The sequence below is a fragment of the Pseudomonas umsongensis genome (genome assembly GCF_012647205.1).
In the GTDB taxonomy this organism is placed as follows: domain Bacteria; phylum Pseudomonadota; class Gammaproteobacteria; order Pseudomonadales; family Pseudomonadaceae; genus Aquipseudomonas; species Aquipseudomonas umsongensis.
The window spans coordinates 5003954-5026663 of the sequence record NZ_CP051487.1 but is presented as its reverse complement, the minus strand read 5'-3'; the positions used below and the strand labels follow the sequence as shown (position 1 = coordinate 5026663).

General features: G+C 60.7%; 8 protein-coding genes and 3 pseudogenes. 7 read left to right on the top strand and 4 right to left on the bottom strand.

Annotated elements, in window-relative coordinates:
* Positions 1–2 precede the first annotated feature (2 nt).
* Entirely contained in the window at positions 3–671 is a 669-nt protein-coding gene (locus HGP31_RS22540; protein ID WP_168758715.1) for a response regulator transcription factor, read from the top strand.
* Positions 668–1981, top strand: a complete 1314-nt coding sequence (locus HGP31_RS22535) for a sensor histidine kinase (protein WP_168758714.1) — start codon at positions 668–670, stop codon at positions 1979–1981. Before HGP31_RS22540 ends, HGP31_RS22535 begins: the two co-directional genes overlap by 4 nt.
* Before the next feature lie 13 nt (positions 1982–1994).
* Here HGP31_RS22535 and dusA read toward each other — a convergent pair whose 3' ends face one another.
* Positions 1995–2990 carry a tRNA dihydrouridine(20/20a) synthase DusA gene (gene dusA / locus HGP31_RS22530; RefSeq protein ID WP_033045456.1) on the bottom strand — a complete coding sequence of 332 codons (996 nt, stop codon included), beginning with the start codon at positions 2988–2990 and terminating at the stop codon, positions 1995–1997.
* Between the two features lie 583 nt (positions 2991–3573).
* Between dusA and HGP31_RS22525 the strand changes: the two genes are divergently transcribed.
* Positions 3574–4401 (top strand): fibronectin type III domain-containing protein, encoded by an 828-nt coding sequence (locus HGP31_RS22525; protein ID WP_240963502.1) that lies wholly within the window; start codon positions 3574–3576, stop codon positions 4399–4401.
* A 33-nt stretch (positions 4402–4434) separates the two neighbouring features.
* Here HGP31_RS22525 and HGP31_RS22520 read toward each other — a convergent pair.
* Positions 4435–4634: pseudogene (locus HGP31_RS22520) on the bottom strand (transposase); the annotation flags it as partial.
* Positions 4635–4670: 36 nt separating this feature from the next.
* Between HGP31_RS22520 and HGP31_RS22515 the strand changes: the two are divergent.
* A pseudogene (locus tag HGP31_RS22515) lies at positions 4671–5030 on the top strand (DUF6124 family protein).
* A gap of 140 nt (positions 5031–5170) precedes the next feature.
* Here HGP31_RS22515 and HGP31_RS22510 read toward each other — a convergent pair.
* Positions 5171–6073, bottom strand: coding sequence for a universal stress protein (locus HGP31_RS22510; RefSeq protein WP_020795933.1), 903 nt, complete (start codon positions 6071–6073; stop codon positions 5171–5173).
* A 386-nt stretch (positions 6074–6459) separates the two neighbouring features.
* Here HGP31_RS22510 and HGP31_RS22505 point away from each other — a divergent pair, with 386 nt between their 5' ends.
* The gene (locus HGP31_RS22505) at positions 6460–7437 is read left to right on the top strand and encodes a TerC family protein (protein WP_020795935.1); all 978 of its coding nucleotides are present in this window, start codon (positions 6460–6462) and stop codon (positions 7435–7437) included.
* 507 nt (positions 7438–7944) lie between these two features.
* On the opposite strand, the gene HGP31_RS22500 is transcribed toward HGP31_RS22505, so the two are convergent.
* On the bottom strand, positions 7945–8493 hold the full coding sequence (locus HGP31_RS22500; RefSeq protein WP_020795936.1) for an RNA polymerase factor sigma-70: 549 nt from the start codon (positions 8491–8493) through the stop codon (positions 7945–7947).
* Positions 8494–8875: 382 nt separating this feature from the next.
* Between HGP31_RS22500 and HGP31_RS22495 the strand changes: the two genes are divergently transcribed.
* A complete protein-coding gene (locus HGP31_RS22495) occupies positions 8876–21871 on the top strand; it encodes a non-ribosomal peptide synthetase (protein WP_168758713.1) in 12996 nt (4331 codons plus the stop codon).
* Positions 21872–22058, top strand: a pseudogene (locus tag HGP31_RS30630) (alpha/beta fold hydrolase); the annotation flags it as partial.
* Positions 22059–22710 lie beyond the last annotated feature (652 nt).

Here is a 22710-nt window from a genome sequence, read left to right as displayed (position 1 = left end):
CGATGCGTTTGCTCCTGGTGGAAGACCACGTGCCGCTGGCCGACGAACTGCTGGCCGGCCTCAATCGCCAAGGGTATGCCGTGGACTGGCTGGCCGACGGTCGCGACGCGGTGCACCAGGGCAGCACCGAACCCTACGACCTGATCATCCTCGACCTCGGCCTGCCGGGGCTGCCCGGGCTTGAGGTGTTGACGCGGTGGCGTGCCGGTGGCTTGGCGACGCCGGTGCTGATCCTCACCGCCCGCGGTTCCTGGGCCGAGCGCATCGAAGGCCTCAAGGCCGGCGCCGACGACTACCTGACCAAGCCTTTCCACCCCGAAGAACTGCACTTGCGCATTCAGGCGCTGTTGCGCCGCTCCCATGGCCAGGTCAATCAACCGACCCTGAAGGCGGGCGGGCTGCACCTGGACGAGGGGCGCCAGTGCGTGACCCGCGATGGCGCCGACATCCAGCTCACGGCCGCCGAGTTTCGCCTGTTGCGCTACTTCATGTTGCACCCGGAACAGATCCTCTCCAAAAGCCACCTGGCCGAACACCTCTACGACGGTGAAACCGAGCGCGACTCGAACGTGCTGGAAGTCCACGTCAATCACCTGCGCCGCAAACTCGGGCGCAGCGTGATCGAAACCCGTCGTGGCCAAGGTTACCTGCTGGGTGGACAAGCCCGGTGAGGTCGATCCAGCGCCGCTTGAGCCTGGGCCTGATCAGCGTGATGGTGATCGTCGGCCTGGTGTTGGCGCAAACCAGCCTGTGGCTGTTCGAAGTGGGATTGCAGCGCTACCTCGAAGCCGGGTTGCGCAACGACAGCGAAAACCTGTTGATAGCGCTGGTGCGCGGCCCCCAGGGCTTGCAACTGGATGAGCGACTATTGTCGCCGGCTTATCAGCGGCCGTTTTCTGGCCATTATTTCCGCATCGATTTCGCCGACAGCCATTGGCGTTCTCGTTCATTGTGGGACCAGGAACTGCCACGCCTCGAGCACCCGGGCCTGGAGAGCAACCTGCAACTGGGCCCGGAAGGCCAGCAGTTGCTGGTGCTGCGTTCCGACTATCGGCGCCTGGGCCAGTCGATTTCCATCAGCGTGGCCCAGGACTACACCCCGGTGCGCGAAAGCTTCCAGCGCATGCAGCAGATCGGCCTCGGCCTGGGACTGGCGGGCCTGCTGCTGATCCTGCTGCTCCAGCGGATCACCGTGCGACGCGCCTTGCGCCCGTTGGAAAAAGCCCGGGAACAGATCGCGCAACTGCAACAGGGCCAACGCTCGCAACTCGACGATCAGGTGCCGATCGAACTGGAACCGCTGGTGACCCAGATCAACCATTTGCTGGCCCACACCGAAGATAGCCTCAAGCGCTCGCGCAATGCCCTGGGCAACCTCGGCCACGCCCTGAAAACCCCGTTGGCGGTGTTGTTGAGCCTGGCTTCCAGCGAGCAACTCGACGCGCACCCGCAACTGCGCCAGGTCCTCAAGGATCAGCTGGAACAGGTCCGCCTGCGACTCAATCGCGAACTCAACCGCGCCCGCTTGAGCGGCGACGCCTTGCCGGGGGCCTTGTTCGATTGCGATGCCGAACTGCCGGGATTGCTCGCCACCTTGAACATGATCCACGGCGAACACCTGCACCTCAGCTATGTCGCGCCCACCGGCCTGCAACTGCCCTGGGACCGCGAAGACCTGCTGGAACTGCTCGGCAACCTGCTGGACAACGCCTGCAAATGGGCAGACGCCGAAGTGCGCCTGAGCGTGATCGAAACCGCGCAAGCCTACGAGTTAAATGTGGAAGACGACGGCCCGGGGATCCCCCAGGACCAGCGCGACCAGGTGTTCAGCCGCGGCACGCGCCTGGATGAACAGACCGACGGGCATGGCCTGGGCCTGGGTATTGTGCGCGACATCGTCGACACCTGGGGCGGGGAGTTGCTGCTGCACGAAAGCGAGTGGGGCGGCTTGAAAGTGACCATCGAGCTGCCCAAGCGCTGAAACAGCGGGGCGCTCAACGCCCCTCGAGCAACCCGGCCGCCTGATCCAGCAAGGCCAAAGGCTCCTTCGCCTTGTGGATATCCACCGACAGCAACTGGCGAAACTTGCGCGCCCCCGGAAACCCGGTGCCCAGCCCCAGTACATGCCGGGTGATATGGTGCATCGCCCCGCCGGTTTCCAGGTGCGCGGCGATATAAGGCCGCAACTGCGCCAACGCCTCGGCGCGCGTGATCACCGGCGCCGTGCTGCCAAACAACTGCTGATCCACCTCGGCCATCACGTAAGGGTTGTGATAAGCCTCACGCCCGAGCATCACCCCATCGAACGTCTGCAAATGCTCGTGACAGGCTTCCAGGCTCTTGATCCCGCCGTTGAGAATAATCTCCAGCTCCGGAAAATCCGCCTTCAACCGCGCAGCCACGTCATAACGCAACGGCGGAATATCGCGGTTCTCCTTCGGCGACAACCCCTCCAGAATCGCAATCCGCGCATGCACGGTAAAACTGGTGCAACCGGCATCACGCACCGTACCAACGAAATCGCACAGCTCTTCATAACTGTCACGGCCATTGATCCCGATCCGATGCTTCACCGTCACCGGAATCGACACCGCATCGCGCATCGCCTTCACACAATCGGCCACCAACTGCGGGTGCCCCATCAGGCACGCCCCGATCATATTGTTCTGCACCCGGTCACTGGGGCAGCCCACATTCAGATTCACCTCATCGTACCCATGCTCCTGCGCCATCCGCGCACACGCCGCCAAGTCAAGTGGCACACTGCCACCTAACTGCAACGCCAACGGATGCTCGGCTTCGTTGTGGCGCAGGAACCGCTCGTGATCGCCGTTGAGCAAGGCACCGGTGGTGACCATTTCGGTGTAGAGCAGGGCGTTCTTCGACAGCAGGCGCAGGAAGAAACGGCAGTGCCGGTCGGTCCAATCCATCATCGGGGCGACGGAGAAGCGGCGGGAGAGTGGGGCGGGTGTGGCGTTGGATACGGACATGGGGGATCTGGAATCGGTGAGGCTGGGAGGTGGGGGAGTTTATCAGGATTGGGGTTGTGGGGGTTTGGTGAGTCTTGCACTCGCTTTGGCCCCCCCTAGCGCACTTTGCCATCACCCAAAGGTGTCACTCAGCAAGGTTTCATTATGGACAGGCGGGTAAACGGAGCCGGAAAAATATATATGCCCATTCGGTTTGTATTTATTTGGCCGGATTTTACGATTTGATGATGGCCGTAATTTCGATAGGGTCTAAAAACTGGCATTTCTTACAGTGCCCAAGAGTCGAATGTGCAGTGAAAATACGAACGTATCATTAATTTTCAGATGAGGGCGAACAGATGATCAAGAGTATTGAATGTTCTCTTTGTGTTCCTTGGGATAAGGGGCTCGACCGAATGATTGAGGGGCGTTAACACGAGTGGGAGTTTCAGGTTGTGATTAATTACTAGCAGAATTGCTAGTATTCTTAATTGTATTTTTGTGATTAGATAAGTTTGTACTGATTTCATGCGGGCTGTTTTGTTAATGCGCTCTTGAATAACAAGTGCTGAAGAGCACCTATTTATAATTTTGGAGAATGTGTATGAACGCTGAAGCTAATTTGCCTCCTTTGGAGTATCAAATCAATTATATAACCTGGACTACTTTTCAGGTGGAAGCGACGACGCCTGCGCTTGAATATATGCTTACTGAAAATACCCCTGCTGGTCCAGTTGAGCGGTATAGAGGGAGGAGTGGAAGAGTTACCTTAGATAACTTGACGAAAAATACGAACTACAGTTTTACGTTCGTTGGGTTCTTTCCGCCGCATGGAATCACGGACCCAGCCTTGATCGAGATTACAACCCCCGACAGAATGCAACCCAAGCCTCCAAGCTTCTTCGAGCCCTTCAATCAGACTCTCGATCAGGTTTCCTTTTTTTGGAGTCCCGGTGAAGTTGAAGGTGGTGAGCCTCGTTATGAGATACGCCGAGATACGAGTTTACTCGATACCCCAAAAACACCTCCCTACACCGATACCACTCCAGAACAGGGGCGGGACCACTCCTACTGCATTCGTACCTTTGATGATGGATTAAATTTCTCAAAGCCTGTTTGTGTCAATGTCTACTTCGAGGATCTTACCGCGCCCACCAAGCCTACAGGGTTAAGAACCTCAAATTTGGGCTTGCAGTTGAGCTGGGAGGAGTCATTTGACAGTTCTGGGGATATTACTTATATCGTCGATAAAGGTGTCGGTAATGTATTGGGGCACACGAAACAACTGGAATTTGCCATTACCAGGCTGGAACCGGGGGTGCGATACGAGTTTGGTGTGACAGCGATCGATAATTCCGACAACAAGTCAGATCGAGAAGTCATTCATTATCCCGCAATCGGTGTTTCTCTTAAGGATAAGCGGGGGGTGTAATGAATCCTGTGTAAACGGGGGTGGCTGGTAATCCTGCAAAAGCCTGTCTTCGAACTGGATACTGAACCTGTTCAAGGCTCCCGCCCAGTCCCTGATTGGCATTGTCCACTTCTTACTGATGTTGTTCAGCGCCAGATAAAGAGCTTCATTACCGCATCGTCAGTCGGGAATGAGGCTCTGCTTTTGGTGACCTTGCGCAGGCTCATGTTGATCGACTCGATGACGCAGGCGGTGATGGCTCCTTTCTAAATAGCATCGGAGTTCCATCCATGTTCAAGGTCACATCCAATCCGTCGGACACTGATCCGGCATCCCCCTACGAAGCGCTCGATTCAAAAAAACCACGAAGTCGCCGAACGCGCCCTCGACGATCACCTGAAGCCGGACATCCCCATCATGGACACTCCGCGCACACCCGACACCATAATCATCGTCAACCCAGAGCTCGATACCGAAACCCTGCTGGCCCATGCTTGTGAGTCGCTGGCGTCGGCCAATGTCATGACCCTGGATCTGGCGGATCGCGCGCAGGGGACGAGTCGCAAATCCTTGCTGGGCATTGCGCAGGTCATCATGTCAGGTGAGCTGGCTGTGAACGGGCGTTGGATCGACTCGACTCAACTGAGTAGCCACGTTTTTTGGGCGAGGGGGGGCTTTCGCGCCCTTCGGCTGCGAAGTCGTTGTAAAGCACCACTGGGGTAGAAGACTATTCTTACGCCAATGGTGTTCTACAAAAAACTTTTCCCCTTTTCCCCTGCCGTTTTTTCGTTCAGTGATCCGCTTCTCCCTTGATGGCCAAAACGCTGCAGGGCACCTGATACAGAACATGCTCCGTGGTACTGCCAATCAGCTTGTCCACCCCTTTGTGATGGGTATTTCCCATTACGAAGACATCCGCTCGAGTATGAGTGGCAAAGTCGGCCATCGCTTTCGTTGGCGGCCCAGCAATGAAATGTTGTCGCTCAGGTGGCACGCCGTGGCGTCCGGCCAAGGCAACGAAGCACTTTTCAAGTGACCGGCGCACGTCGTTGGCGAAGCCTGGCATCGTCACGGCGCCAGCACCTGCATCAGAGAAATGTGTGTGGGTTAGTTCATAGGCATACAACATGTGCAATTCAGCTTCGCATTGCGCGGCCATTTCGCTCGCCGCCTGAATGATACTGTCGTTGATTGCGCTGATCTGACCCTCAGGATGCGATGGATCAACCGCCGCCACTATTACTCGAGGAAGCGGACACCTGACTTCGCTGACCAGATGTACAGCGCTCGGACATTCGCGTAACAACTGCCAATCCAAAGGCGTGATGAATACACGTTTGAGCGCTGATTCATGGTGTACGTCCTTGATAATCAGGTCAGGCTGCATTTCAGCCACATGCCCAAGGATTTCTTGCAGCGGGTCACGGGTCAATGCAACTTCGGTGGTCACAGTGATGCCCTTCCTGCGCATGAGTTCGGCCTCATCCGTCAGCCACTGCAGGTTCTCCTGCCGGCAACTCTCACGAAGCTGTTCACTGTTGCTCATTAACCGCATAAGGTCGAAGTCTTCGATGAACACCGCAATATGCAGCGCTGCGCCTGTAGCGTCGGCCAATGCGATTGCCCGCTCCATCGCCGGCGAGTGACGCATGGTGGGACCTGCGATCAGAAAGAGTCGTTGATACTGCCTCATATGACACCTCCAACGTTCCGGGTTATCCGCTAGCGCCCCCAGCACTCTCGCTTGTCCCACCATTGGCGATCTTTTATCGCCTCAACTACCTGGATCGACACTATCAATATACGCCAGCATCACCGGCTTACCAGTTGCCAAGACTGTCGAAGGGTGTAGCAGACCTTTCCATCACGATCGAGCAAGAGACGAGACTGCTGGAAGCGCGCGCCACGCCACCCGTCTTGACCACGGAGCATAACCAATGCGGTTGCTGGTAGTTCAGCACCTGAATCAATACTTCGTAAAAAACGAACTATTCGCAACGAATAAACGATTTTTGTTGTGGTAACAGGCTCGCTAGCATGACTCCTCCAGCCTATTGTTGCTTCATGCGGAGACAGTAGATGACGGCCATCAGCGTCGGCCAACCCTGGATGTGGGCCGCCTTTATCGTGTTCGTCCTTGCCATGCTGGCGCTCGATCTGTTCGTCTTCGGCGGGCGCAAGGCGCATCGTGTTTCGGTCCGCGAAGCGCTGGCCTGGGTCATCGCCTGGGTCAGCCTGGCACTGGTCTTCGCCGCTCTGCTCTGGTGGTATCTGCACAGCCATGTCGGTGCCGAAGTGGCCCAGCGTACAACGCTCGAATTTCTCACCGGCTACCTGATTGAACAGTCGCTGTCGATCGACAACATGTTCGTTTTCGTCATGATCTTCGGCTACTTCGCCGTGCCGCCAGAGTTGCAGCGCCGTGTCTTGCTCTATGGCGTGCTCGGGGCCATCGTCATGCGCGCCGGTATGATTTTCGCCGGCGTCTGGCTGGTGCAGGAGTTTGCCTGGCTACTCTATGTCTTTGGTGCTTTCCTCGTCATCACCGGCATCAAGATGCTGATCTTCGCCAACCAGCAGCCAGACCTCGAAAAGAACCCTTTGCTGCGCTGGCTGCGCAGCCATCTTCGCATCACCGACGGCTTTCACGGCGAGCACTTCTTCGTGCGCCAGAACGGCCTGCGCTGGGCGACGCCGATGTTCCTGGTGCTGGTACTGATCGAGGCCAGCGACCTGGTGTTTGCGGTGGATAGCATCCCGGCTATCTTCGCCGTCACCACGGACCCGTTCATCGTGTTCACCTCCAACATCTTCGCCATCATGGGCCTGCGCGCACTGTATTTTCTGCTTGCCGACATGGCCGACCGCTTTCACTTGCTCAAATATGGCCTGGCCATCGTACTGGTGTTCATCGGCGGCAAGATGCTGGTCGCGCCGTGGTGGCACGTGCCGATCCAATGGTCGCTGACCACAGTCGGCGGCATCATCTTGGTTTCCGTCCTGTTGAGCCTGACTTTAACGAAGAGCAAAACACGGGTTACGGGAGAACAACGATAGCATCACAAACCCTTACTGAGCTTTGGGGCGCGCTACCAAGCTGTGAAACTTTCAATCTGTTGATGAGGCGGCAGAAATGTAGGAGGTTTCCCTCAATACGCGCCGAATTCGCCCATCTTTTACCGTCCCCAATCAAGCCCTTCACGTGATCTAGACGCACAGGCGCCACCTGAATTTATGCAGTCACTTTTTTCATGTGTGCTGTTAAATTATGGCGGGTGTGTGCGGGGCACTTTCGGGTGCGCCGGGTTCCTGGATCCCCGGTCTTCCACACCTGCGCGCACGTCGACCCGCCCAGCAGTGTATGAAGGCACGGGCGGCAACCGGAAGTGAGTGGTAATAAACAGACGGACGTCCCTGAGTGACGTCCTTTTTAGTTGAGACCCCAGCAATACTGAAAGGGCAGTGCGCTTGTCAGCAGTTTCAGCGAATACAGTTCAGGTTTGCTGCATGACGACTGATTCGTCCCGAATCTCAGAACGGCCTTCTTGATCCCACGATCAAGCCTCAACGCTGGGCAAACGTATCCCCCCGACTCCCCGACACCTTCCGGCAATGCACCAACGCATCCCTAATCATGAAGTTCACCAACGTCGGTGACACCCCCAACTCCTTGGCAATGTCCTTCTGCGGCACGCCATGCAAGCGGTACATCTCAAAGGCATAACGCGTGCGGCTCGGCAGTTCGGTCAGGGCGTCGGCGATGTTTTCCAGGGTGGAGAAGTTGATGTGCGAGGTTTCCGGGGAGGCGCCCTGGATGACCACGTTGAGGCCTTCTTCTTCAGGGCCGGAGTATTTCTGTTCCAGGGCCTGCTTGCGGTAGTGGTCGATGGCCAGGTTGCGCACGATCTGGAACAGGTAGCTGAGCTGCGCCTTGAAGGAGGAGGTGATGTTCGGCGCCGATTGCAGGCGGAAGAAAGCATCTTGCACCACATCTTCGGCGCGCGAGCGGCAGCCGGTGATGCGGGCTGCAATCTTGACCAGTATCAGTCGATTGTCGACGAAGGCTTGAAGTAGCGGCGAATCGCACCTGCTTGTGGACGCTTGTTCCGTCATTGGAAATCACCTTGCTGCCAATAGGTTAGTGGGACGACAAGAAGGCCGGGGCCGCCCTACACATCGAGCGACAAATTATGTTGAATGATAATGATTGTCAATTGAGAAAGAGAAGTAATGCGCATTGAAGGTGCAGAGTGAGAACTGCGACACGCTGTCGTGCCACGACCCGGTTGGCGCTCATGCCTGGCGACTAATTATTTCCAGGCGCCATCCGTTCTCAAGGAAGAAATTGCACAGCGCAACCCTCATCACCCCGTAGGAACGAGCTCGCTCGCGATGGTCGTCAATGATGACGATGGGCGCCTGACACCCCGCGGCGTTCTCCGGATTTTCGCGAGCAGGCTCGCTCCTACCAAGCCGAATTCAGGCAGGAAACCTCATGACCGACGCGTTCGAAATCCCCAGCACACTGGTCCAAGCCCTCCAGCGCCGCGCGGCCCTGACGCCGGATCGGGTGGCCTTGCGTTTTCTTGCCGAAACCCGGGACCAGGCTGTGGTGCTCAGTTATCGCGAGCTGGATCAGCGGGCGCGGACGATTGCCGGCGCGTTGCAGGCCGAGGCCGGCTTTGGCGAGCGCGCGGTGTTGTTGTTTCCCAGCGGGCCGGATTACGTCGCGGCATTCTTCGGTTGCCTGTACGCCGGGGTGATCGCGGTGCCGGCCTATCCGCCGGAGTCGGCGCGTCGGCATCATCAGGAGCGGCTGCTGTCGATCATCGGCGATGCCGAGCCGCGCCTGTTGCTGACCAGTGCCGGCCTGCGCGATTCGCTGCTGCAAATCGAAGGGGCGCCGCCGCTGTTGTGTGTCGATACCCTCGACAGCGCCCACGCCGAACGCTGGGTCGCGCCAGCCCTGGTAGACGCTGACATCGCCTTCCTGCAATACACCTCTGGTTCCACCGCATTGCCCAAGGGCGTGCAGGTCAGCCACGGCAACCTGGTGGCCAACGAATTGCTGATCCGCCACGGTTTCGGTATCGACCTGAACCCCGACGACGTGATCGTCAGCTGGTTGCCGCTGTATCACGACATGGGCCTGATCGGCGGCCTGTTGCAGCCGATTTTCAGTGGCGTGCCGTGCGTGTTGATGTCGCCGGCGTACTTCCTCGGCCGGCCGCTGCGCTGGCTGGAAGCGATCAGTGAATACGGCGGCACCATTAGTGGCGGGCCGGATTTTGCCTATCGCCTGTGCAGTGAACGAGTCAGTGAGTCGGCCCTGGAACGCCTCGACTTGAGCGGCTGGCGCGTGGCCTATTCCGGGTCGGAACCGATTCGCCTCGACACCCTGGAACGTTTCGCCGAGAAGTTCGCCAGCTGCGGTTTCAGCGAAGACAGTTTCATGGCCTCCTACGGTCTGGCGGAAGCCACGCTGTTCGTCGCCGGTACTCCGCGCGGCCAAGGCATCGGCAATTTGCGAGTGGACGACCGGGCCCTGGCGCAAAACCGTGCCGAAGCCGGCGAGGGCAGCGCGATCATGAGCTGCGGCGTCAGCCAGCCGGATCACACGGTGTTGATCATGGATCCGGCATCGCTCAACGAACTGGCTGACAACGCGGTCGGCGAAGTCTGGGCCAGCGGCCCGAGCATCGCCCACGGTTACTGGCGCAACCCCGAAGCCTCGGCCAAGACCTTCGTCCAGCACGCAGGTAAAAAATGGCTGCGCACCGGTGACCTGGGTTTCACGCGCGACGGTGAGCTGTTCATCACCGGGCGCCTGAAAGACATGCTGATCGTGCGCGGGCACAACCTTTATCCACAAGACATCGAACAGACCGTCGAGCGTGAAGTGGAAGTGGTGCGCAAGGGGCGCGTCGCCGCCTTTGCGGTCAATATCGATGGCCAGGAAGGCATCGGCATCGCTGCGGAGATCAGCCGCAGTGTGCAAAAAATCCTCCCGCCCGAGGCCTTGACCAAGGCTATCCGCCAGGCCGTGGCCGAGGCGTACCAGGAAGCGCCGAGCGTGGTGGTGCTGCTCAATCCGGGCGCCTTGCCCAAGACTTCCAGCGGCAAACTGCAACGCTCGGCGTGCCGCAATCGCCTGGCCGAAGGCAGCCTCGACAGTTATGCGCTGTTCCCTTCGGCGGTCACAGAAAGCACAGGCAACGTTGAGTCCGCCTGTGAGTTGCAAAGCCTGATCGGCCAGATCTGGTGCGAGCAATTGCAGGTCCAGCAGGTCGCTGCCGACGATCACTTCTTCCTGCTGGGCGGCAACTCCATCGCGGCCACGCAAGTGGTGGCGCGTCTGCGGGAACAACTTGGCCTGGAGCTGAACCTGCGCCTGCTGTTCGAAGCGCCGACCCTTGGTGCCTTCGCCGACGCGGTGGCGCGGCAACAGCAGGACGGTGGCCTCGCCCAAGGCGCGATCAGCGCGCTGTCGCGTAGCGAGGCCATGCCGCAATCCCTGGCGCAGAATCGCCTGTGGATCACCTGGCAGCTCGACCCGCAGAGCAGCGCCTACAACATTCCCGGTGCCTTGCGCCTGCGCGGCGAACTGGACGAAGACGCCCTGCGCGGCAGTTTCCAGCAGTTGATCGAGCGCCACGAATCCCTGCGCACGCGTTTCTTCGAGCGTGACGGGGTGGCGCTGCAGCAGGTCGTTACGGCCGCTGAATTCAATCTGCAACGCATCGATATCAGCGATCTGCCGCTGGCCGAGCGTGAAGCCAAGGCTCGGCAAATCCGCGAGGACGAAGCGCGCACTCAGTTCGACCTGGAGAAGGGGCCGTTGCTCTGGGTAACGCTGGTGCGCCTCGACGACGAAGATCACCAACTGCTGGTGACGCTGCATCACATCATCGCTGACGGCTGGTCGATGAATGTGTTGATCGACGAATTTTCCCGGCTGTACGCGGCGGCTGCCCAAGGACAACAAGCCACGCTCGCGCCACTGCCGACCCAGTACGCCGACTACGGCAGTTGGCAGCGCCAATGGCTGGCGCAAGGGGAGGGCGAGCGCCAACTGGCTTATTGGAAGGCGCAGTTGGGCGATGAGCATCCAACCCTGAACCTGGCCACCGACCACCCGCGCTCGGCGCAACAGCTGCACAGCGCCGCCCGCCATACCGTGCGCCTGGGGGCGGACTTGAGCGATGCCATTCGCCAGACCGCCCAGGCCCATCAAGCCACGCCGTACATGCTCTTGCTGGCCGCGTTTCAGAGCCTGTTGCATCGCTACAGCGGGCAGCGCGACATCCGCATCGGCGTGCCGAATGCCAACCGCCCACGCCTGGAAACCCAAGGCCTGATCGGCTTCTTCATCAATACCCAGGTGCTGCGCGCCGAGGTGGATTCGCGCCTGCCATTCGTTGAGTTGTTGGCACAAACCCGACAGGCTGCCTTGGGGGCGCAGGCGCATCAGGATCTGCCGTTCGAGCAACTGCTCGAGGCCTTCCCCCAGGCGCGCGAACAGGGCCTGTTCCAGGTCATGTTCAACCACCAGCAACGGGATCTCAGCGCCTTGAAACGCCTACCCGGGCTGCTTGCCGAGGAACTGCCGTGGCACAGTCGCGAGGCCAAGTTCGACCTGCAGTTGCACAGCGAAGAAGATCGCAACGGGCGCCTGAGCCTGTCCTTCGACTACGCCAGCGAGCTGTTCGATGCCGCGACCATCGAACGCCTGGCCGAGCACTACAGCCGCCTGTTGCGCGCCATTAGTGAACAACCTGAAACCGCCATCGGTGATCTGCCACTGCTGACCGGAACTGAAATCAATCAGCAAGCCGAATGGGCCGTGGCTCCGTGCCCACCCGCCAGCCAGTGGCTGCCGGAACTGCTCAACCAACAAGCCCGTCAGACACCGGAACGCACCGCGCTGCTGTGGGACGGTGGCAGCCTCGATTTCGCCGAACTGCACACCCAGGCCAATCGTCTGGCCCACTACCTGCGCGACAAAGGCGTCGGTCCGGATGTGTGCGTGGCCATTGCCGCCGAGCGCTCGCCGCAACTGTTGATCGGACTGCTGGCGATCATCAAGGCCGGTGGCGCCTACGTGCCACTCGATCCGGATTACCCCGCCGAACGGCTGGCCTACATGCTCAGCGACAGCGGCGTCGAGTTGCTGCTGACGCACACTCAATTGCTCGAGCGCTTGCCAGCGACCGACGGCGTCAGCGTGATCGCGATGGACGCCCTGCACCTGGAAAACTGGCCAAGCCACACGCCGGGCCTGCACCTGCACGGCGACAACCTGGCCTACGTGATCTACACCTCCGGCTCGACCGGGCAACCGAAAGGCGTCGGCAACACCCACGCGGCCCTCGCCGAACGTTTGCAATGGATGCAGGACACCTATCGCCTGAATGAAACCGATGTGCTGATGCAAAAAGCGCCGATCAGTTTCGACGTGTCGGTGTGGGAGTGCTTCTGGCCACTGATTACTGGGGCCCGGCTGCTGCTGGCCGGGCCGGGTGAACACCGCGATCCGCAGCGCATCGCGCAGCTGGTTCAAGCCTACGGCGTGACCACGCTGCACTTCGTGCCGCCGCTGCTGGCGTTGTTCATCGACGAACCGCTCAGCGCCGAATGCACCAGCCTGCGTCGGTTGTTCTCCGGTGGCGAAGCGCTGCCCGCCGACCTGCGCAATCGGGTGCTGGAGCGACTGCCGGCCGTGCAATTGCACAACCGCTACGGCCCGACCGAAACCGCGATCAACGTGACCCATTGGCATTGCTCCAGCGCCGATGGCGATCGCTCGCCGATTGGCCGGCCGCTGGGCAACGTGATCTGCCGCGTACTCGACCCTGATCTGAATCCCCTGCCGGCCGGCGTGCCGGGTGAACTGTGCATCAGCGGCATCGGCCTGGCCCGCGGTTATCTGGGCCGTCCGGGCCTGACCGCCGAGCGTTTTGTCGTCGATCCACTGGGCGAGCAGGGCGCGCGTCTGTACCGCACCGGTGACCGTGCGCGCTGGACTACCGATGGGGTGATCGAATACCTCGGACGTCTCGATCAGCAGGTCAAGCTGCGCGGCTTCCGTGTCGAGCCGGAAGAAATCGAAGCGCGGTTGTTGGCGCAAGAAGGTGTCGCCCAGGCGGTGGTGCTGGTGCGCGAAACGTCCGCCGGCGGCCAGTTGATCGGTTACTACACCGCCGACTCTACTGAATCCGAAGAAGCCCAAAGCACCCGCCTGAAAAACGTGCTGGCGGCGGAACTGCCGGAATACATGGTCCCGTCACAGCTGATGCGCCTGGACGAGATGCCCCTCAGCCCGAGCGGTAAACTCGACCGTCGTGCCTTGCCGGAACCGCAGTGGCAGGTGCGCGAACACGTCGAACCGGTGACCGAACTGCAACGGCAAATCGCCGACATCTGGCGTGCAGTACTGGGCCTGGGGCAAGTCGGCCTGGGCGATGACTTCTTCGCCCTTGGCGGCCATTCGCTGCTGGCCACGCAAATCATCTCCCGCACGCGTCAGGCCTGCGACGTCGAGTTGCCTTTGCGCGCCCTGTTCGAAAACAGCGGGCTGGGCGCCTTTGCCGAACAGGTGCGCCTGATCCAGGCCAGCGGTCGTACCAACGAACAGCCGCCAATCGCCCAGGTCGACCGAAGCCAAGCGGTGCCGTTGTCCTATTCCCAACAGCGCATGTGGTTCCTCTGGCAGATGGAACCGGACAGCCCGGCCTACAACGTCGGTGGCATGGCGCGCCTGCGCGGGGTGCTCGATGTCGAGCGTTTCGAGGCCGCGTTGCAGGCGCTGATCATGCGTCACGAAACCCTGCGCACCACTTTCCCCAGTGTCGATGGCGTCGCGCGCCAACAGGTGCATGCCTCAACCTCAGTGCGCATCGACTGCAAGGACTTCACCGCGCTGGATGCCGATGGCCGTGAGTGGCAAGTCCAGCAACTGGCCGACGATGAGGCGCACAAACCCTTCGATCTGGAAACCGGCCCGCTGCTGCGCGCCTGCCTGGTCAAGACAGCCGAACAGGAGCACTACCTGGTGCTGACCCTGCACCACATCGTCACCGAAGGCTGGGCGATGGACATCTTTGCCCGGGAACTCAGTGTGCTCTACGAAGCCTTCGTCGAGGAACGCGAATCACCGCTGGCGCCGTTGCCGGTGCAGTACCTGGATTACAGCGTCTGGCAGCGGCAATGGCTGGAGTCCGGTGAACGCCAGCGCCAGCTCGACTACTGGACGGCGCAACTGGGCCGCGAGCATCCGCTGCTGGAATTGCCGGCCGACCGTCCGCGTCCTCCGGTACAAAGCCACCAGGGCGAGTTGTACCGTTTCGACCTGAGCGACGATCTGGCGGCACGGGTGCGTGCCTTCAATGCGCAAAACGGCTTGACCCTGTTCATGACCATGACCGCCGCCCTGGCCACGCTGCTGTATCGCTATAGCGGCCAGACCGACCTGCGCATCGGCGCGCCGGTGGCCAACCGCATTCGCCCGGAAAGCGAAGGGCTGATCGGCGCGTTCCTCAACACCCAGGTGCTGCGTTGCCAGCTCGATGGGCAGATGTCCGTCGGCGAGTTGTTCGAGCAGGTTCGCCACACCGTGATCGAGGGCCAGTCCCATCAGGACCTGCCATTCGATCATCTGGTGGAAGCCTTGCAGCCACCGCGCAGCGCCGCCTACAACCCGCTGTTCCAGGTAATGTGCAACGTGCAGCGCTGGGAATTCCAGCAGAGCCGCAGCCTGGCTGGCATGACCGTACAATACCTGGCCAACGATGCCCGCGCGACCAAGTTCGACCTCAACCTGGAAGTCACCGACCTCGACCATCGCCTCGGTTGCTGCCTGACCTACAGCACCGACCTGTTCGACGAGCCGCGCATTGCGCGCATGGCCGCCCATTGGCGCAACCTGCTGGAGGCGCTGATTGCCGATCCGCAGCAGCGCCTCAGTGAGTTGCCGTTGCTCGAAGCCGGCGAGCAACAACAGTTGCTCGACAGCCTGGGCGTCGAGCCGGGCGCGCATCGACTCGACCAGTGCATCCATCAGCTGTTCAGCGAACAGGCCCGGGCGCGTCCCGATGCGCCGGCCCTGACGTTTGCCGGGCACACCCTGAGCTACGCCGAACTCGACAGCCGCGCCAATCGCCTGGCCTGGATGCTGCGCGAGCGCGGCGTGGGCCCGCAGGTGCGGGTGGGCCTGGCGCTGGAGCGTTCGCTGGAGATGGTCATCGGCCTGCTGGCGATCCTCAAGGCCGGCGGCGCCTACGTGCCGCTGGACCCGGAATACCCGCTGGATCGCTTGCTCTACATGATCGAAGACAGCGGCGTCGGTTTGCTGCTCAGTGACGCGGCGATGTTCCAGGCCCTTGGCGATTTGCCCGCGGGCGTCGGCCGCTGGTGCCTGGAGGAAGACTCTGCGGCGCTTGCCAATTATCCCGTCTGCGAACTGCCTGACAGCAGCCTGCCGCAACATCAGGCTTACTTGATCTACACCTCGGGTTCCACCGGTAAACCCAAAGGCGTGGTGGTGTCCCACGGCGAAATCGCCATGCATTGCCGCGCGGTGATCGAGCGTTTCGGCATGCGCCCGGACGACTGCGAGTTGCACTTCTATTCGATCAACTTCGACGCCGCCTCCGAGCGCTTGTTGGCGCCGCTGCTGAGCGGTGCACAGGTTGTGCTGCGTGCCCAGGGCCAGTGGGACGCGCAAGAGATCTGCGAACTGATCCGTCGCCACCATATCAATATCCTCGGTTTCACCCCGAGCTACGGCAGCCAGTTGGCGCAGTGGCTGGCAACGCAGAACGCAACCTTGCCGGTGCGCATGATTATCACCGGTGGCGAAGCGCTGACCGGCGAACACCTGGCGCGGATTCGTGCGGCGTTCAAGCCGAGCCTGTTCTTCAATGCCTACGGCCCGACGGAAACCGTGGTCATGCCGCTGGCCAGCCTGGCCCCCGAAGCATTGGAAGAAGGCGCCGGCAGCGTACCGATCGGCAGCGTGATCGGCGACCGCGTGGCGTACATTCTCGATGCCGACCTGGCGTTGCTGCCACAGGGTGCGACCGGCGAGTTGTACGTCGGTGGTGCCGGCCTGGCCCAGGGTTATCACCAACGTCCAGGCATGACCGCGGAGCGCTTCGTTGCCGATCCGTTTGCCGGCGACGGCGGGCGTATCTACCGTACCGGTGACCTGGTGCGCCAGCGCGCCGATGGCCTGGTGGAATACCTCGGGCGAATCGACCATCAAGTGAAAATTCGCGGTTTCCGCATTGAACTGGGCGAGATCGAAAGCCGTTTGCTGGAACATCCATCGGTACGTGAAGCGGTGGTGTTGGCGCTCGATGCACCGAGCGGCAAACAACTGGTTGGCTATCTGGTATCCGACGTCGCCGAACAGGACGAGTCGCATCAAGCCGCACTGCGTGAATCACTCAAGTCGCACCTCAAGTCCCAGCTGCCGGATTACATGGTGCCCACGCACCTGATCCTGATGGCGAGCATGCCGCTGACCGCCAACGGCAAACTCGACCGTCGCGCACTGCCTGCACCAGACACGGAGCTTAATCGCCAGCACTATGTGGCACCCAGCAACGCGCTGGAGCTGACGTTGGCGCAGATCTGGTGCGAAGTGCTGAACATCAAACAGGTCGGGCGCAACGATAACTTCTTTGAGCTTGGTGGCGACTCGATCCTGTCGATCCAGGTGGTCAGCCGCGCGCGCCAGCAGGGCATTTACTTCAGCCCCCGCGACCTGTTCCAGCACCAGACCGTGCAGACCCTTGCCGCCGTGGCGACCCGCACCGGGCAGGTCACCGCCGAGCAAGGCTTGCTCAGCGGCGAGTCGCGCCTGACGCCGATCCAGCACTGGTTCTTCGACACCGCCATTGCCCAGCGCCAACACTGGAACCAGGCGTTGCTGCTGCAACCGAGCGAGGCCCTGGAACCCCATCGCCTGGAGCAAGCTTTGCTGGCGGTGATTGAACAGCACGATGCGTTGCGCTTGCGCTTCCGCCAGGTGGGCGGTCAGTGGCAAGCCCGGCACCAGGCGATGTCCGATGTGCCGGTGCTGTGGCAAGTGCGCGTCGCGTCCATGGACCAATGCGCCGCCCTGTTCGCCGACGCCCAGCGCAGCCTCGATCTCGAAGAGGGGCCGTTGCTGCGGGTGTTGCTGGTCGACGGTCCCGAAGGTCAGCAGCGCTTGTTCATCGCGATTCACCACCTGGTAACCGACGGCGTTTCATGGCGCGTGCTGCTGGAAGATCTGCAGAGCGTCTATCGCCAACTTGACGCACAACAGCCGGTGCAAATGCCGGCCAAGACCAGTGCCTTCAAGGACTGGGCCGCCCGCTTGCAGGCCTATGCCGGCAGCGAATCCCTGCGTGAAGAACTGGGCTGGTGGCAGGCGCAATTGGCCGGGCCGAGCGCCGAGTTGCCCTGCGATCGACCGCAGGGTGGTCGCCAGCATCGCCATGCGCAAACCGTCAGCGTGCGCCTCGACAGCGAGCGCACCCGGCAATTACTGCAACAGGCGCCGAGTGCATATCGCACCCAGGTCAACGACCTGCTGCTGACTGCATTGGCCCGTGTGTTGTGCCGATGGAGCGGTCACGCGTCGGCGCTGATTCAACTTGAAGGCCATGGTCGCGAGGCGCTGTTCGACGACATCGACCTGACCCGCACCGTCGGCTGGTTCACCAGCGCCTACCCGCTGCGCCTGACACCCGCGAACATCGAGGAGGTGGCCGGGCAGGGCGCCTCGATCAAGGTGATCAAGGAGCAATTGCGCGCCGTACCGCACAAAGGGCTGGGCTATGGCGTGCTGCGTTATCTGGCCGATGAGCCTACCCGCCAGCGCATGGCCGAGCTGCCGGCGGCGCCGATTACCTTCAACTACCTGGGTCAGTTCGACCAGAGCTTTGCGGCCGATGCACTGTTCCATCCGCTGGATGAAGCGGTTGGCGCGGCCTTTGATGCGCAGGCGCCGCTGCCGAATGAATTGAGCGTCGACAGTCAGGTCTACGGCGGCGAACTGGTGCTGCGCTGGACCTTCAGCGCCGAACGCTATGCGCCCCAGACCATCAGCGAATTGGCCAATGCTTACTTGTGTGAGTTGAGCAGCCTGATCGAGCACTGCCTGCGCGATGACGCGGGCGGCCTGACGCCGTCAGACTTCCCGCTGGCGAAACTAAACCAGGCGCAACTGGATGCACTGCCGATTTCTGCAGCGCTGATCGAAGACGTCTACCCGCTGACGCCCATGCAGGAAGGCATGCTGCTGCACACCCTGTTGGAACCGGGCACGGGCCTGTACTACATGCAGGATCGCTACCGCATCGACAGCGAGCTCGATGCGCAGCGTTTCGTCCAGGCCTGGCAGGCGGTTATCGCCCGCCACGAAGCCTTGCGCGCCTCGTTCTGCTGGAACGTCGGCGAAGGCATGCTGCAGGTTATCCACAAACCGGGCAGCACGCCGATCGAATATCTGGACTGGAGCAAGATCGCCGCCGCCGAGCAGGAGCCGAAGCTGCAAGCCCTGCTCAAGTCCGAGCGCGAGGCCGGGTTCGACCTGCTCAACCAGGCACCGTTCCACTTGCGCCTGATCCGGGTGGGTGCGGCACGTTACTGGTTCATGATGAGCAACCACCACATCCTGATCGATGCCTGGTGCCGCTCCCTGCTGATGAACGACTTCTTCGAGATCTACACCGCCCTCGGCGAAGGCCGGGAAGCGCAGTTGGCCGTAGCGCCGCGTTACCGCGACTACATCGCCTGGCTGCAACACCAGAGCCTGGCCCAAGCGCGGCAATGGTGGAAAACCAACCTGCAAGGGTTCGAACGGACCACGCCGATCCCGAGCGACCGGCCGTTCCTGCGCGAACATGCCGGCGACAGCGGCGGCATGATCGTCGGCGACCGCTACACCCGCCTTGATGCCCGTGACGGTGCACGGCTGCGTGAACTGGCCCAGGCGCATCAGCTGACCATCAACACCTTTACCCAGGCGGCATGGGCCCTGGTATTGCTCAGGCTGAGTGGTGATCGCGACGTGCTGTTCGGGGTCACGGTGGCTGGACGTCCGGTCGAGATGCCAGAGATGCAACGCACCGTCGGCCTGTTCATCAACAGCATCGCACTGCGGGTGAAAATCCCTGACGACCATCAGCGTTGCAGTGTGCGCCAATGGCTGAGCGCTTTACTCGACAGCAACATGCAACTGCGTGAGTACGAGTACCTGCCGCTGGTGAGCATTCAGGAAAACAGCGAACTGCCCAAGGGCCAGCCGCTGTTCGACAGCCTGTTCGTATTCGAAAACGCCCCGGTGGAAGTCTCGGTGCTCGACCGTGCGCAAAGCCTGAATGCGACGTCGGATTCGGGCCGCACCCACACAAATTTCCCGCTGACGGCAGTGTGCTATCCGGGTGATGACCTGGGCTTGCACCTGTCCTATGACCAGCGTTATTTCGATGAGTCCACGGTCGAGCGCATGCTTGGCGAGTTCAAGCGCCTGTTGCTGGCGTTGGTCGAAGGTTTCCATGGTGACATGGCGGACCTGCCGTTGCTGGGCACTGAGGAACATGAATTCCTGATCCACGGCTGCAACCAGAGCGAACATGCATACCCCCTGGAGCAGAGCTACGTTGCCTTGTTTGAAGCGCAAGTGGCTGCCCACCCGCTGCGTATTGCCGCCAGTTGTCTGGATCAGCACTACAACTATCTGGAACTGAACCAGCGCAGTAACCGCCTCGGCCATGCACTGGTTGCCGCTGGCGTCGGGCTGGATCAACCGGTGGCGCTGTTGGCCGAACGCAGCCTCGATTTGCTCGGCATGATCATTGGCAGTTTCAAGGCGGGGGCGGGTTATCTGCCGCTGGATCCGGGGCTACCGGGCCAGCGCTTGAGTCGCATCATCGACCTGAGTCGCACGCCGTTGCTAGTGTGCACTCGAGCCTGTCACGCGCAAGCACTGGCGTTGCTGGATGAATTCGGTTGCGCCAGTCGGCCTCGGTTGCTGGTCTGGGAAGAGGTACAGGCGAGCCATGTATCGGTGGCCAATCCGGGCATCCACAGCGGGCCGGATAACCTGGCCTACGTGATCTACACCTCCGGCTCCACCGGTTTGCCCAAGGGCGTGATGGTCGAGCAGCGCGGCATGCTCAACAACCAGTTGAGCAAGGTACCGTACCTGAGCCTCGGCGAGGCTGACGTGATTGCCCAGACCGCTTCGCAAAGCTTCGATATTTCCGTGTGGCAGTTCCTCGCCGCGCCGTTGTTCGGCGCGCGGGTGGACATCGTGCCGAACAGCATTGCCCACGATCCGCAGGGTTTGCTGGCGCATGTTTCGGCGCAAGGCATCACGGTGCTGGAGAGCGTGCCGTCGCTGATCCAGGGCATGCTCGCCCAGGAACGCATGCGCCTCGATGGCCTGCGCTGGATGTTGCCGACGGGGGAGGCGATGCCGCCGGAACTGGCGCATCAATGGCTGCTGCGTTACCCGGAGATCGGGCTGGTGAATGCCTATGGCCCGGCGGAATGCTCGGATGACGTGGCGTTCTTTCGCGTCGACATGGCCTCCACCCGCGGCAGCTATTTGCCGATCGGTACGCCGACCGACAATAACCGCCTGTACCTGCTCGATGGTGCGCTGCAGCTGGTGCCGCTGGGTGCGGTGGGCGAGTTGTGCGTGGCGGGCACCGGGGTTGGGCGCGGCTACGTCAGCGATCCGCTGCGCACGGCCCAGGTGTTTGTGCCCAATGCGTTTGGTGCCCCAGGCGAGCGCCTGTATCGCACCGGCGACCTGGCCCGCCGTCGCAGTGACGGCATGCTGGAATACGTCGGGCGCATCGACCATCAGGTGAAGATCCGCGGCTACCGTATCGAACTGGGTGAAATCGAAGCGCGCCTGCATGAACAGCCGCAAATGCGCGACGCGGCAGTCGGCGTGCAGGAGGGGATCAATGGCAAGCATCTGGTGGGTTATCTGGTGGCGGCGGATTCAACGTTCGATCCTGCTCATTGCCTGGAGCAGATCAAGCAACGCCTGCGCGCCGAGCTGCCGGAATACATGGTGCCGCTGCACTGGTTGTGGCTCGACAAGCTGCCGCGCAACGCCAACGGCAAACTGGATCGCAAGGCCCTGCCGGCGCTGGAGATCGGCCTGTTGCAAAGCCAGGATTACCAGGCGCCGCGCAACGACCTGGAGCAGACGTTGGCGGCTATCTGGGCCGAGGTGCTGAAGGTCGGGAAAGTCGGCATCCGCGACAACTTCTTCGAGCTCGGCGGGCATTCGTTGCTGGCCACGCAGATCGCTTCGCGGGTGCAGAAAACCCTGCAGCGTGATGTGCCGCTGCGGGCGATGTTCGAGTGCACCACGGTGGAGGAGCTGGCCGAGTACATCGACGGGTTGGCGACAAGCGATATTACCGAGGAGAAGGTGGAGCGGTTGAATGATCTGATGGCTGAGCTGGAGGGGCTTTGATTCCGTGCTTCCTGGGCGGTTTTGCCTGAGGATCGTTTGCGTGAAAGTATCGTACTGATGGGGCGGGTTTTTTTTTGGCCGGGATGATCTGTTGCAGCGACTGGGTGAGTTGGATGCAGCGACCACGCTGGTGATCTGTGGCCATCAGGAAAAGCCGCAGCCTCATTTGGAGGCCCTTATAATGGCCTAACCATGGATGATCAGTTCAATCTTTCCGAGAAAACTACTGTCACCGTGTGTTTCGATGACTTTACCGCGCCCACTGATCCAGCCAATCTGTCAACTTCGCATCTTACTTTGATTCTAAAGTGGGATGAGTCTTTTGACAGTTCCCCTCCGATCGGTTTTCCTTTCAAACACCAACAGTAACTTTTTGACGCAGTTGGCTTGATGCGCTTCACCCAGTCCCGATGCCTGTGCATCGGGATTTTTTTTATTCGCAGTCCCCTTTTCCGTGGAGCACTGGCCAATCGGGTGGTAGTTGACGGGTTGATCTCAGGCTCAGAATTTTCTTCAAGCGTCAGTTGTGTCCCAGCCGCACTGCTATGTGCACATGCCATGATCTTTCTATTGTCCCAGGCACCGGTTCTCGTAGCTTGGGCCTGCTGTTCTTGAAACGTCGGATGACCGCTCCTGGCCGTAATCGTGCCAGGCTTGGGATCAGCTATACCATACGAAAATTCCTACCAGCAATATAGAGGTAGCTTACAGGTTGGTCCTTCAGGCGTCAGGATAAGTCCTACAAGAAGTACAGAAAAATCCGGCATACCGGTCCTTCAGAAAGCGCGAAGATGCGCCCCGTTGAATGCAGTGTTGCATTATAACCAACTTGATAAACA